Genomic DNA, 13197 nt, shown 5'->3' on the forward strand with positions numbered 1-13197 from the left:
TTGTTGTATTAACAAATACCTTAATTACAATTAGGTTAAAAAGAGAGGATTTACCTAATTTCATTACCCTTAACCTTATAAAGATCACAAATTTCTGGTTATCCCTGATGATTAGGCGTTTCTTATTTATTTTCTAGACTATTTAACCTATCCTAGCTTTTATTTTGAACGTTTTACCTTTTATGGATCTTATCAATATGCCAATGAAACGTACCAAATCGATTAATCGTGATGCTTTCCGTAAAGCATTTCGCCCTTATCGTCTGGCGCCTGTTGCAATCGCCATCACTGCTGTATTCGCGCTTTCAGGATGTGAAGAGAGCGATGAGACAGTTTCACTGTATATGAACGCACAAGAATGTGCTCAAGCGAATCCTTCACAAGCAGCACAATGTGAAGACTCTTATCGCACTGCATTGCAAGAAGCACAGCGTACCGCACCTAAATACGCAACATTAGAAGACTGTGTAGCTGAATTCGGTGATGCACAATGTACTCAAACAGCATCTATTGATGGACAGCCTGTAAGCACTGAAAATGCCAATAACCTTAATCCAGATAGTTCGCAAATGGCTCAAGCTAACTCCGGTGGTAGCTTTTTTATGCCATTAATGGCGGGTTATATGATGGGTCGCCTAATGGGTGGTGGTGCACCAGCACAACCTTTATTTAGTTCGCGTAACCCAACAAGCCCTGCAAATGGTAAATTTGTGGATGCAACAGGCCGTAACTACGGTCCTGCAGTTGGCGATCGTCAAATGAACGTACCAAAAACAGCCATGACACCAAAACCATCAACAACCTCAACGGTAACTCGTGGTGGCTTTGGTAACACTGTATCAAGACAAGCAGCTGCTCAACGTACCAATGCAACCAATAATAACCGTAGCTCAACTGGTTCGTCTTCTTATCGTTCAGGTGGTTAATTAAAACCATGAAACGCGAAAATATCATTGAACGCCCGGATTGGCGTGAAAAAGCAACGGAATTTGGCTTCAACTTTCATACCATGTATGGCGAGCCTTATTGGTCTGAAGATGCTTATTATCAATTCTCAATGGAAGAGGTTGAAACGTTAGAAGAAACGACGGAAGAGTTGCATCAGATGTGCTTACAAGTCGCTGATAAAGTGGCTAATAGTGAAGAGTTACTGACTCGCTTTCAGATCCCGCGTCACTGCTGGGATTTTGTGCGTGATTCATGGAAATCTTCTCAACCTTCACTCTATTCACGTCTTGATTTAGCGTATGACGGTAAAAGCCCAGCAAAACTGTTAGAAAATAACGCAGATACTCCGACATCACTGTATGAGTCTGCTTTTTTCCAATGGATCTGGCTTGAAGATCAAGTCAATGCAGGTCGTTTACCGCAAAATGCCGATCAATTTAATAGCATTCAAGAGAAGTTAATTGATCGATTCGCAGAGCTTCGTGATCAATACGGAATGCGTTATCTGCATATGTCTTGTTGCCAAGATACTGAAGAAGATCGCGGTACAGTTCAATATTTACAAGATTGTGCTGAAGAAGCCCAAGTAACGACTGACTTTGTTTTTATTGAAGATCTGGGTTTAGGTGAACGTGGTGAATTAACTGATCTGCAAGATCAGATAATCAGTAATATGTTTAAGCTTTACCCTTGGGAATTTATGTTCCGCGAAGACTTCTCAACTAAGCTGGCTGATGCAGGTATTCGTTGGTTAGAGCCTTCTTGGAAAAGCATTATTTCGAATAAAGCATTGCTACCAATGCTTTGGGAGATGTTCCCTAATCACCCAAATCTACTACCAGCTTATTTTTATGATGGTAAAGCGCCTGATTCATTATCGCGCTATGTTATCAAGCCACTGTTTTCACGCGAAGGTGCAAATATTCGCATTGTTGAAAACGGAAAGGATATTGCTGTCGCAGATGGCCCTTACGGTGAAGAAGGCTTTATTGTTCAAGATTTCCATCCACTGCCAAAATTTGGCGATAGCTATACATTAATTGGTAGCTGGCTGGTTAACGACCAATCTGCAGGTATTTGTATTAGAGAAGATAGAGAGCTTATTACTCAAGATCTTTCCCGCTTCTATCCACATATTATTTTAGATTAATAGAAATCTTAAAATCATGTTGAGCACCTTATTGCTTATAAGCGGTAAGGTGTTTTTATTCAAAATAGGTTTCGTTATCAGTAAAAAAGGCCAAATTCCATAAAAGAAATTTAGCCTTTCACTTCTATAAATCAATTAGTTTTTATTGGATAGTTTTATCCAATTTGAAACGTCATCATGCTTAGCGATTTATTCACAATATCATTATTCAGCACTGTTACCTTTTCACCCTCTTGTTTTAAGCCTAATAAATACAACGCAGGTAAAAAATGGTCGGGTGTAGGATGTGCCAACCGCCCTTCTTCTGTTGATAAAATCGTAAATAACGTTTCTGGTACATTATCACTTCGTAAGCTGTTTTCGACTGTCTCATTAAAGGCTAATGCCCAAGAATAAGGCGTCGCATTGCTATTTTGCCAATCCATCATTCTTAAATTGTGAACGATATTACCGCTACCAATGATTAAGACACCTTCTTTACGTAATTCAACCAACTTTTGTCCCAATTCATAATGCCACTGCGCTGATTGGCGAGCATCAATGCTTAATTGAACAACTGGAATATTTGCGTTGGGATACATTTTTTCAAGTATTCCCCAACTTCCATGATCTAATCCCCATTGATCCATATCGAGTTTTAATTTAATCGGATCGATAAGATCTTCAATTAGTGCGGCCAAGCCTATCGAGCCTCGCGCTGGGTATTCTATTGCGTATAACTCTGGTGGAAATCCATAAAAATCATGAATTGTCTTTGGTTGCGACATTGCTGTTACATAAGTTCCATCGGTATACCAATGGGCTGAAATCACTAAAATCGCTTTAGGCTGAGGAAGCGTTTCCCCTAATTTTGACCAGAGGCGAGTATATGTATTATCTTCTAATACATTCATTGGGCTACCGTGTCCAATAAACAGCGCTGGCATCATTTTTGTGTCCATAATCACCTCTTATGGCTTGTGATCTTATGGCGTTAGCATAGCGCCTTCTTACTTGAAATATAGTCAAAGAAGTATGAAATAGTTATTCAAAAAATATGAAAAAAGCCACCTAAGTTTCCTTAAGTAGCTTAAATAAGTGTGTGTGTTTTCAGTGTCGGTTATAACATGTTAATTTCAGCCAGCTTTTTTCTCCTCACGAAGACGATAAGCCACTAAATCTTCAATAGTTAGCACAGGCATATTGTGCTTTTTAGCAAAAGTGATCACTTCTGGTGCTCTTGCCATTGTGCCATCGTCATTTGTTAATTCGCATAACACTGCAACTGGTTTAAAACCGGCTAAAGTTGCTAAATCAATCGACGCTTCTGTGTGCCCGCCACGTGTTAACACTCCCCCAGGTTGACCACGTAATGGGAATACATGACCTGGGCGATTTAAATCACTTGGTTTTGCATTATCAGCTGCCGCTGCACGTACTGTGGTTAAACGATCAGAGGCTGAAACACCGGTTGTTACACCTTGTGCTGCTTCAATCGTTACTGTAAATGCAGTATGGAAATGACTGGTGTTATTTTCCACCATCATAGGCAAATCAAGTTGTTGACGGCGTTCTTCTGTAATACATAAACAAACAATGCCACTACCATGACGAATAGACATCGCCATTTGTTCTGTGGTCATTGTTTCTGCTGCGAAAACCATATCGCCTTCATTTTCGCGGTTCTCGTCGTCGAGCACCATCACGCCTTTACCAGCACGAAGGGCTTCTAGAGCAAGTTCAACACGCTCAAATGGATTACCGAATTCGGAAAGTAGCGTCTGATTCATGGTAAAAAAACCTCAATAATTAATGAAAGTTACCAGAACCAGGGCAGTCTTAGGAGTGGATCTCTGCTTAGTAAGTACATAAACAGAAACAACAGGAATGGATACAATGATCCTACTGATGCTATTTTATTCTCTCCCATCCAGACTTTAACTGTCGGCTCCAGAATTACACTGGATCTGCTGACCTTTGCATCACAATGGCAACACAAAGCGCTCGCGGGCTTTACCTAAATATTCAGGTATCTACCGCCGGTGGGGACTTTCACCCCGCCCTGAGATTAACGGTGAAACTATACGCTTTAAAATTATAAGAGGCAATCATCAATCGGCGACAATCTTTGTTTCATCACATAATCATTTTATGACATACGGTTATTTAACTATTTATAATAAAAAGTAACAATAATCTTGATATCTGGTTTTATTCCCTCTGTCCTCATATTACACTTAGCCTCAGCTTTCTATTTTATTTGTGAGGACTTCCCATGTTGGACCCGAAAAAACTTGAACAAGTCGCGCGCCAAATCCAAAACGTCCTGCCACAGGGCATTAAAGATATTGGTGATGATATTGATAAAAAAATCCGCACTGTTCTACAATCTCAATTAAACAAATTGGATTTAGTTAATCGCGAAGAGTTTGATGTACAAACTCAAGTTTTATTACGTACTCGTGAAAAACTTAATCGTTTAGAGCAACGTTTAAATGAGCTAGAAGCTGGTCTGCAGGCAAAACCTCAAGCTGAAATTGCCCAAGTTGAAGAAGTGGAAATTGTGGTAGAAACTCCAGCAGAAAATAAAGCTTAATCTATTCACTTTATTACTTGTTTTAGTAATAAAGAAATAACCCTGTATCTTACAAAGATACAGGGTTATTTTTTATATACTCAAAATATCCATCAATAGCTATTTTAACGCTGGCCAATAGTCTTTATTCGCTTCAATTAAATCGTCTAAAATCGCTTTTGCAACAGTCGCACTTGGCACTGTTTTAGACATTGTAATCGCCTGCCAAAGTTTCAAATATGATTTTTCAATCCAGGCTTCTACCACTAATTTTTCAACTGCAACTTGTTGGCTCATCATCCCTTTTTGGAATAATGGAATTTTACCCATAACTAAAGGCTCTGGGCCATGACTTCCAACAATGCAAGGGATCTCAACCATTGCCTCTGGATCAAAATTAATAATTGATCCGTTATTAGGAACAATCAGTAGCATTCTTTCTTGAGTATTAAACGCAATAGCTGTTGCTAGATCGACGATGTAAGAAGCATGTTCATCAATCTCAAGATGCCCTGCTGATGATTTACCTGCACTCGTAATGGCACGACAGGCGCTAAATACATTCTTCTCTCTGTGCTCCATCACTTCATTTGCACGAGTATGATGAGGATCAGAATGCGCAACAACATAATCTGGGAATAAATAATATTTCAAGTAAGTATTCGGCATAGTTGTCGGATCTAGTGCCCACACATCTTTTGCTTTCCCGAATGTATCATTCCAACTCGCTTCAACTGGCTCACCTGCCACTTTGGGAATATACCCATGTTCCGCAACATGTTTACGAATAACTGGCAGTAAATCATTACCTTGTAAATCTTCAACCTGAGTCCACCAGCCAAAGTGATTTAAACCGTAATAACGGACACGCATCTCTTTGCGTGATTTTAATCCTGCAATTTGTGCCATACGTGATTCAATGCCAATTGGCATATCGCAGATATTTAAGATCTTCGCATTCGGTTTTAAACGACGAGTAGCTTCAGCGACAATGGCAGCTGGGTTAGAATAATTTAGCATCCAGGCATTTGGCGAATATTTTTCCATATATTCAACCAACTCTAATACGCCACCGATAGAACGCATACCATAAGCGATACCACCAGGACCACAAGTTTCTTGTCCTAATACACCATGGCGCAAAGGAATTTTTTCATCTTTTTCGCGCATTGGATATTTACCAACACGGATATGCGCCATCACAAAATCAACATCTGTAAAGGCCGTTTTGGGATCAGTGGTATAGCAAAAATCAATTTCAGGTGCTTTTTCAGTAAGAATGATTTCACAAGCTTTAGCAATGATTTCTTGCCGCTCAGCATCATTGTCATAAAACTTGATAGCTCTTAATGGAAAACGTTTTAAGTTTTCCAGTAGCATCAAAATAATACCGGGTGTAAATGTACTACCGCCACCTGCAATTACGACTGAGAACTTCTTCATTATATAGCCTCCGACAAGGTGTTATTTTGTCTATCTTCTTTCATAAGTTGTTCAATTTTGTCTCTCACTTGAGAAACGTGTAGCCCGATAATAATTTGCAATGCATGACCTTTACGCACTACACCATGTACACCGAGCCCTTTAAAATAGGCATCTGTTTCAATTATCTCGTTATCTATCACTTCGATACGTAAACGTGTTGCACAGTTATTTAAGGATTTGATATTTCCACTTCCCCCTAAGCCTTCAAGGATGCCTTTAGGAAGTGCGAGCTTGCGATCTTCTTTTGCTGTTTTTGAACTATCCGAATCTTGTGACTTTTTATTTTTATAATCTTGTTTGCTATAGAGCTTGATCTCTTCATCATCCTCTTCACGACCGGGTGTTTTTAAATTAAGTTTGATAATTAATGTTCTAAACACCACAAACCAAATCATTGTAAAAATAAGGCCTATGACTATTTGCGTAATAATCATCCCGTAATGGTTATGAAACATTGGGATCCAATTCATAGGTAGGAAATTATCGATGATCCCTCCGCCCATATTTCCGACAACCCCAAAGTGATAAAGTGTTGTCGCTAATGTGGCAGCTAACACGGCATGAATGGCAAACAATAACGGAGAGATAAATAAGAATGTGAACTCTAAAGGTTCTGTTATTCCCACGAATACAGCGGTCAATGCAGAGGGTATAAGCAAACCTGCAATTTTGGCTCTATTTTTAGGTGCAGCAGTAAAATAAAGAGCAAGTGCGATACCAATAGAACCAAAGACTTTGCTATTACCATGCAATGCAAAGCCACCTTCTGGAAATAACGCTTTTAAAGATTCAGTACTTTGACTGAAATATTGCATATTTTGAGCCCAATCAACTTGAATTCCATGTTCAGTGACTGCGGGGCCAAAAATAAAAGGACCATAAATAAAGTGATGTAGGCCAGTGGGAATTAAAATACGTTCAAGGAAGGTATATATCCAAACACCTAAAGAACCCGATCCAACCATAAATACTTGCAAAGATTGAATGCCAATTTGCACTTTTGGCCAGAAAAATAACGTTATCCACGCTAGCGGTAACATAACAAAGAAACTAATTAATACAACATACGAAGTTCCTTGAAATATACCTAAAAAAACAGGAAGCTGTTTATCAAAATAACGATTATGTATACCTGTTACAATACCCGCAATAATAATCGCCCCAATAATACTGGTATCTAATGTTTTAATTCCAGCTATCATTGTTAAGCCACTATTTCCACCAACCTCATTTGTAAAGTCCACACCAAAATAACTGCCCCAAACCATTCCCATTGCATTAATAAAATAATTCCAAGTGAGAAAACTTACCATAACGGCAAGGCAAGCTCTTGCTTGTGCTGTTTTGGCTAAGCCTATTGGTAAACCAATTGCAAAAATAAGAGGCATATTACGAAAAACAGTCCATCCACCCTCTTCAATAATATGAACAATTTGGAAAAATAAACTATCGGGTCTTAATAAATCTTCACTAATAAATAATGGATTCTGTAATAAAATGGCAATGCCTACAACAATACCTGCAAAAGGAAATAGCAGGACAGGGGTAAACATGGCTCCACCAAATCGTTGTATTTGACTGAGCATAAAAATATCCTCTTATTTACTGCTACTGAAACGACATGCTATTTAATTCATATTTTTTCTGTAAATTCAGATTAGATTCTTTTCTCTTTATTCTCTCATCTAAAATGAATTATTCGTGATCTGATTCATACTAATCTTTCAGGCAAAGTGATCTCATTTTTAGTCAAAAATCAGATCACTTTTTATTTTTTGATAACGTTCACATTTTAGAGGTATAAATGATTATCCTATATATCAAAAGATTAGATTCATATAAGTTAAATAAAGAAAGCCGGTTTTAAGAATAAAAAGAGGTATAAAAGTGATCTACAAAGACATTGCAAAAAGCCTAAGAATTCAAATAAATTCGGCTGGATACCAAATTGGTGACCCTTTACCAGCAGAAAAATCATTAGCACAGCAATACAACGTATCGAGAATGACAATACGTAAAGCGGTGGATTTATTAGTGACCGCAGGATTATTAGAACGAAAACATGGTTCAGGAACTTATATTAAAGAAAAAGATGTTCATCATGAAAATGCAAGCTTAAAAGGCTTTGTCGAATTAATGGCAAATACAGGCCACAATGTAAGAAGTGAAGTTATAGAATTTCGTGTTATTCCCTGCCCTTTATCTATCTCCAGTAAATTACGTATCAACTCAAATGAACGTATTTTTTATTCAAGGCGAATACGTTACGTCGATAATAAACCACTTATTGTTGAAGACAGTTACATGCCTGTTAAATATTTTCGTAATTTAACCTTAATGCATTTAGAAGGATCTAAATTTGATTTTATTGAAAATATTTGCCAAATAAAAATATCAGGAAGTTATGAAACTTTTCACCCTATTATGCCTGATAACAATATTTGTCAATTATTAAAAATAGAAACTAACATTCCAATATTAAGACTTAGTACATTATCATATAGTACTCAGGGTGATTATATTAATTATTCAATTATGTATAGAAACACTCAAGATTATATTGTTGAGTATCATTTAAAAAGAGAACAATAACCATTAATAAAAATGTCATTAAAAATGATAATAGTTAGATCCTTTATTATAAAAAAAGCACTCCAAAGAGTGCCTTTCATCGTTAATTTATGTCATTATTTCTTTTTAATCGCATTAATAATATTTGTTGTAGAAATGCCATCTTCAAAATTCAGCACTTTTACTTCACCGCCAGCAGCCCAAACTTCTTTGCTACCTGCGATATCTTCAGGCTTATAATCACCACCTTTAACTAAGATATCTGGTAATACAGAGGCAATTAAGCGCTGTGGTGTATCTTCTTCAAACGCAACAACCCAATCGACTGCGCCTAAAGCACCCAAAACCGTCATACGCTGTTCTAATGGGTTAACAGGACGACTTTCACCTTTTAAGCGCTTAGTAGACGCATCACTATTTACAGCAACAATAAGGCGATCTCCGAGTTTGCGTGCATTTGCTAAATAGCTAACATGACCTGCATGAAGAATATCAAAACAACCATTCGTCATAACAATACGCTCACCGCGTTGACGCGCTAATTCGACAGCTTGTTTTAATTGCTCTTCTTCCATCATGCCGAAGCCGTTGTCAGCACGACCACGAATAGCATTTTCAAGCTCAATAGGTGATACAGTGGATGTTCCTAGTTTACCCACAACAACACCTGCAGCAGCGTTTGCAAGGAAACAGGCTTCGCCTAAAAGTTTGCCTGCAGCTAAAGAGGTTGCTAATACACCAATTACCGTATCTCCCGCGCCTGTAACATCATAAACTTCTTGTGCTTGAGTTGGTAAATGCAGTGGGGCTTCATTAGCACGGAGTAAACTCATTCCGCGCTCTGAGCGAGTGATAAGCAACGCTTCAAGATCTAAATCTCTAACTAATTTTGTGCCTTTCTCCACCAGCTCATCATCGGTTTTACAGACACCAACGACTTGTTCAAATTCAGACATATTTGGTGTTAATAATGTCGCACCGCGATAACGTTCAAAATCAGCTCCCTTAGGATCGATTAATACAGGGACACCTGCTTTTTTCGCCAGTTGGATCATCTCTTGAACATGAGAAAGCGCGCCTTTGGCATAGTCTGATAAAACCAATGCACCGATAGAAGGTAATGCTTGCTGAATACGTTCATAAATAGGTTGAGGATCAACATTGCTAAATCCCTCTTCAAAATCAAGACGGATTAATTGCTGATTACGAGAAAGAACACGTAATTTTGTGATCGTTGGATGTGTCGCAACAGAGACAAAATCACAACGCACATTGACCTGATTTAATGTATTGCTCAATGCTTTTGCGGCTTCATCAATACCGGTTAAACCCACTAAACGCGAATTAGCACCAAGAGACGCAATATTCATTGCAACGTTTGCAGCCCCTCCTGGTCGCTCTTCTGTGGTATCTACCTTGACCACTGGCACTGGGGCTTCTGGTGAAATTCGACTTGTTGGGCCATACCAATAGCGGTCTAACATGACGTCACCGACAACCAACACATTGGCCTTATTAAAATCCGGCAGCGTTACTTTCATCCCATACTCCACATTTATTTTCAAAATAAGCCGAAATAATACCATAACTTGTTAAGCAAAAAGAGATACACATAAGACTTCATGCCAACAAACCATTACTCTTGTTCACCGAGCCACTTCAGTTTGCTTTTTAATACGCACTCGCGCTCTGTGATAAAACAATGATTATCCACAATAGCAGGTAATGCTTGTAGCGCCAGGTGATGTAATTCATTGCGCAATGTGACATAAGCATGTGTTAAAGCGAGGGCTTCATCTTCATCCATCACTTGATGTTTTGCCATTAACTCAAAAATACGCACATTATCCGACCAACGAGTTAAAGCCGGATATTGGTGAGAAAAACGCAATACTAAATATTGCGCGATAAATTCAATATCGGTAATACCGCCAGATGAAGTTTTTAAATCAAATTTATCTGCTTGTGTTGGTGCAAGATGTTGCACCATTTTTTTACGCATATCGCGTACTTCATTTTGTAACACATCAGCATCACGAGAAAGACATAGCGTTTCGTGACGAATACGTGAAAACATCTGTTGTAATTCATCATCACCATAAATCATTCTGGCACGAATTAGCGCTTGATGTTCCCAAGTCCAAGCCTCATTTTTCTGATATTCATCAAAAGCTTGAATAGTACTAACCAACATACCGGATTCACCTGAAGGGCGTAAACGCGCATCAACCTCATACAATACGCCAGAGGAAGTTCGTGTACTAAACAAATGGATAATACGCTGTGCTAAACGCAGATAAAATTGGCGAGCATCAATCTGTTTTGCTCCCGTTGTCACTGTATTTATTGGACAATCTAATAAAAAGACTAAATCCAAATCAGAGCTATATCCTAGCTCCCATCCCCCCAATTTGCCGTATCCAATCACTGCAAAACCCAGTCCATCACGATGAGCTAAATGTTCGGGCTCACCATAACGTTTCACCATATATGACCAAGCTTGATGAACAACAGTATGAATCATAGCTTCAGCCAAGTAGGTTAGGTGGTCGCTAACCTTCATGACAGGTAATACACCTGTAATATCTTCAGCAGCGATACGTAGTAATTGAGCTTGCTTAAACTGACGTAATGCTTCTAATCGTTGCTCTTCGTCTTCTTCCGGCACACGTAATAAATATTGTCGTAATTCATCACGATACGCATCTAAAGGCAGGGGTTGATAAAGAGAATTGGGATCAAGTAATTCATCTAACAATAAAGGGTGAAGCGCTAATTGTTCAGCGATCATCGGAGATGCCGCGCAGAGCCGTATGACATGCGTTAAAACTTCATCCGACTCTTGCATCAACTCTAAATACGTTGTTCGACTCACAATGCTTAATAACAGAGGCGTCACGCGTTGTAGTGTCACTAGAGTTTGAGGTTGTTGGCAAATTTTAGCTAATAGTTTTGGCATTAAGGCATCAAGAACATCTCGTCCTCTCGGCCCAATCGTTCGCTTGCCAATATCTTGTCGAAAATTCTGCAACGTCTGATTTATCGCCTCAAGAGCTTCGATGGTTAATGTCTCATGAAATAATGACGACGTTTCAGGCAAACGCCCTAATAACCAAAGACGCTTAAATTCAGCGATATCGTCTTCATCATCGTTCTCGTCTTCTTCACCAATTAATTGCGTGAAAATCACGGAAACAGCCTGCATCTTGTGGCTAATTTCTTGATAAAGCGTTTCCCAATCATCAAATCCCATTGCAAAAGCTAACCGTGCTTGATCTTCTTCACTTTCTGGTAAGGTTTGGGTTTGTTGATCACCAATAGATTGCAGTAAATTTTCTAATCGGCGAAGGAAAAGATAACTTTCAGTTAGTTGCGCGGTTTCTTGTGATGTTAACAGCTCAAGTTTAGTGATGACATTAAGCACTGTTAATAATGAATTACTTTGTAACTCGGGCTCTCTTCCCCCACGAATTAGCTGGAAAACCTGAGTAATAAATTCAATTTCACGTATCCCCCCAGAGCCCAATTTTATGTTATCAATCATGCCACGACGACGGACTTCGCGACTGATCATGGATTTCATATTTCTAAGTGATTGGATCACACTAAAATCAATATAACGACGATAAACAAAAGGACGTAACATTTGCCGTAAAATTTGGCAATATTCTTTCTTTTCAGCACCTAGAACACGCGCTTTGATCATCGCATAGCGTTCCCAATCTCGCCCTTGCTCTTGATAATAATCTTCCAGTGCTGCAAAACTCATTACCAAAGGACCACTTTCACCAAAAGGACGTAATCGCATATCAACACGATAGACAAAGCCATCAATGGTCTGCTGATCCAAAGCCTTAATAAGCTTTTGACCTAAGCGAGTAAAAAACTGTGCATTATCTAATTCTCGGCGTCCACCTTGCGTAAATCCATTTTCAGGATAGGCAAAAATTAAGTCGATATCAGAAGAAAAGTTAAGTTCAAACCCACCTAGTTTTCCCATTCCTAAAATCAATAATGGTTGAGGTTTTCCTTCATGATCACAAGGTGTTCCCCATTGTTGGCAACATTGCTGATAAAGCGTATCTCTCGCAACACAAATTAATGTTTCAGCCAATACGCTCAAATGTTTTAGTGCACAAGGAATATCGCCTAATTGAAAAAATTGTAGCCATGCAATGCGCACTAATTGTTGATGACGAAATTGGCGTAAGATCCGCATCACATCATCTTCATTATCAACATTGGCTAATTTTTCTGTTAATTGAGACTCATAACTCTGCCATTCCACACTAGTTGGTGGATTTTGCCTGATATCAGTTAACCATTGAGGATTAACGCGTAAATGCTCTGTTGCAAAAGGGCTAAAAGCAAAAAACTGTTGTTCAAGCTCACTAAAAGGTGCTAACGCGTTTAATTGAGAAGAGAACCCACACTGTGCTTTATTCCACAATTGTTGAAATACACCGATAACAGACATAAATAGACTCTC

General features: G+C 38.7%; 10 protein-coding genes and 1 riboswitch. Of the genes, 4 read left to right on the forward strand and 6 right to left on the reverse strand.

Annotated features, from left to right (window positions below):
• Positions 1-197 precede the first annotated feature (197 nt).
• A complete protein-coding gene (locus NBG71_RS13355) occupies positions 198-926 on the forward strand; it encodes a DUF1190 family protein (RefSeq protein WP_250916922.1) in 729 nt (242 codons plus the stop codon).
• 8 nt (positions 927-934) lie between these two features.
• Positions 935-2098, forward strand: a complete 1164-nt coding sequence (locus tag NBG71_RS13360) for a glutathionylspermidine synthase family protein (protein ID WP_075672907.1) — start codon at positions 935-937, stop codon at positions 2096-2098.
• Between the two features lie 155 nt (positions 2099-2253).
• Here the strand turns inward: NBG71_RS13360 and ygiD are convergent, their stop codons facing one another.
• Both ygiD and ribB read right to left on the reverse strand, forming a co-directional pair.
• Positions 2254-3039, reverse strand: a complete 786-nt coding sequence (gene ygiD, locus NBG71_RS13365) for a 4,5-DOPA-extradiol-dioxygenase (protein WP_075672906.1) — start codon at positions 3037-3039, stop codon at positions 2254-2256.
• 174 nt (positions 3040-3213) lie between these two features.
• On the reverse strand, positions 3214-3867 hold the full coding sequence (gene ribB, locus NBG71_RS13370) for a 3,4-dihydroxy-2-butanone-4-phosphate synthase (protein WP_072070063.1): 654 nt from the start codon (positions 3865-3867) through the stop codon (positions 3214-3216).
• Between the two features lie 124 nt (positions 3868-3991).
• Positions 3992-4151, reverse strand: a riboswitch (FMN riboswitch).
• Between the two features lie 201 nt (positions 4152-4352).
• On the opposite strand from ribB, the gene ubiK reads away from it, so the two are divergent.
• Positions 4353-4673 carry a ubiquinone biosynthesis accessory factor UbiK gene (ubiK, locus tag NBG71_RS13375; RefSeq protein ID WP_159241793.1) on the forward strand — a complete coding sequence of 107 codons (321 nt, stop codon included), beginning with the start codon at positions 4353-4355 and terminating at the stop codon, positions 4671-4673.
• A gap of 99 nt (positions 4674-4772) precedes the next feature.
• Here the strand turns inward: ubiK and NBG71_RS13380 are convergent, their stop codons facing one another.
• Positions 4773-6095 (reverse strand): 6-phospho-alpha-glucosidase, encoded by a 1323-nt coding sequence (locus NBG71_RS13380; RefSeq protein WP_075672904.1) that lies wholly within the window; start codon positions 6093-6095, stop codon positions 4773-4775.
• The gene (locus tag NBG71_RS13385; protein ID WP_075672903.1) at positions 6095-7723 is read right to left on the reverse strand and encodes an alpha-glucoside-specific PTS transporter subunit IIBC; all 1629 of its coding nucleotides are present in this window, start codon (positions 7721-7723) and stop codon (positions 6095-6097) included. Before NBG71_RS13385 ends, NBG71_RS13380 begins: the two co-directional genes overlap by 1 nt.
• Before the next feature lie 301 nt (positions 7724-8024).
• Between NBG71_RS13385 and NBG71_RS13390 the strand changes: the two genes are divergently transcribed.
• Positions 8025-8729, forward strand: a complete 705-nt coding sequence (locus tag NBG71_RS13390) for a GntR family transcriptional regulator (protein ID WP_075672902.1) — start codon at positions 8025-8027, stop codon at positions 8727-8729.
• Between the two features lie 95 nt (positions 8730-8824).
• Here NBG71_RS13390 and hldE read toward each other — a convergent pair whose 3' ends face one another.
• Both hldE and glnE read right to left on the reverse strand, forming a co-directional pair.
• On the reverse strand, positions 8825-10249 hold the full coding sequence (gene hldE / locus NBG71_RS13395; protein ID WP_075672901.1) for a bifunctional D-glycero-beta-D-manno-heptose-7-phosphate kinase/D-glycero-beta-D-manno-heptose 1-phosphate adenylyltransferase HldE: 1425 nt from the start codon (positions 10247-10249) through the stop codon (positions 8825-8827).
• Between the two features lie 95 nt (positions 10250-10344).
• On the reverse strand, positions 10345-13185 hold the full coding sequence (gene glnE, locus NBG71_RS13400; protein WP_211838631.1) for a bifunctional [glutamate--ammonia ligase]-adenylyl-L-tyrosine phosphorylase/[glutamate--ammonia-ligase] adenylyltransferase: 2841 nt from the start codon (positions 13183-13185) through the stop codon (positions 10345-10347).
• Between the last annotated feature and the right edge of the window lie 12 nt (positions 13186-13197).

The sequence above is a fragment of the Proteus sp. FZP2095 genome (assembly GCF_023701425.1).
GTDB lineage: Bacteria > Pseudomonadota > Gammaproteobacteria > Enterobacterales > Enterobacteriaceae > Proteus > Proteus cibarius.

Coding starts and splice junctions, on each gene's coding strand:
- NBG71_RS13360 (WP_075672907.1), top strand. CDS start 935: ATGAAACGCGAAAATATCATTGAACGCCCGGATTGGCGTGAAAAAGCA.
- NBG71_RS13385 (WP_075672903.1), bottom strand. CDS start 7,723: ATGCTCAGTCAAATACAACGATTTGGTGGAGCCATGTTTACCCCTGTC.
- glnE (WP_211838631.1), bottom strand. CDS start 13,185: ATGTCTGTTATCGGTGTATTTCAACAATTGTGGAATAAAGCACAGTGT.
- ygiD (WP_075672906.1), bottom strand. CDS start 3,039: ATGGACACAAAAATGATGCCAGCGCTGTTTATTGGACACGGTAGCCCA.
- NBG71_RS13380 (WP_075672904.1), bottom strand. CDS start 6,095: ATGAAGAAGTTCTCAGTCGTAATTGCAGGTGGCGGTAGTACATTTACA.
- ribB (WP_072070063.1), bottom strand. CDS start 3,867: ATGAATCAGACGCTACTTTCCGAATTCGGTAATCCATTTGAGCGTGTT.
- ubiK (WP_159241793.1), top strand. CDS start 4,353: ATGTTGGACCCGAAAAAACTTGAACAAGTCGCGCGCCAAATCCAAAAC.
- NBG71_RS13355 (WP_250916922.1), top strand. CDS start 198: ATGCCAATGAAACGTACCAAATCGATTAATCGTGATGCTTTCCGTAAA.
- hldE (WP_075672901.1), bottom strand. CDS start 10,249: ATGAAAGTAACGCTGCCGGATTTTAATAAGGCCAATGTGTTGGTTGTC.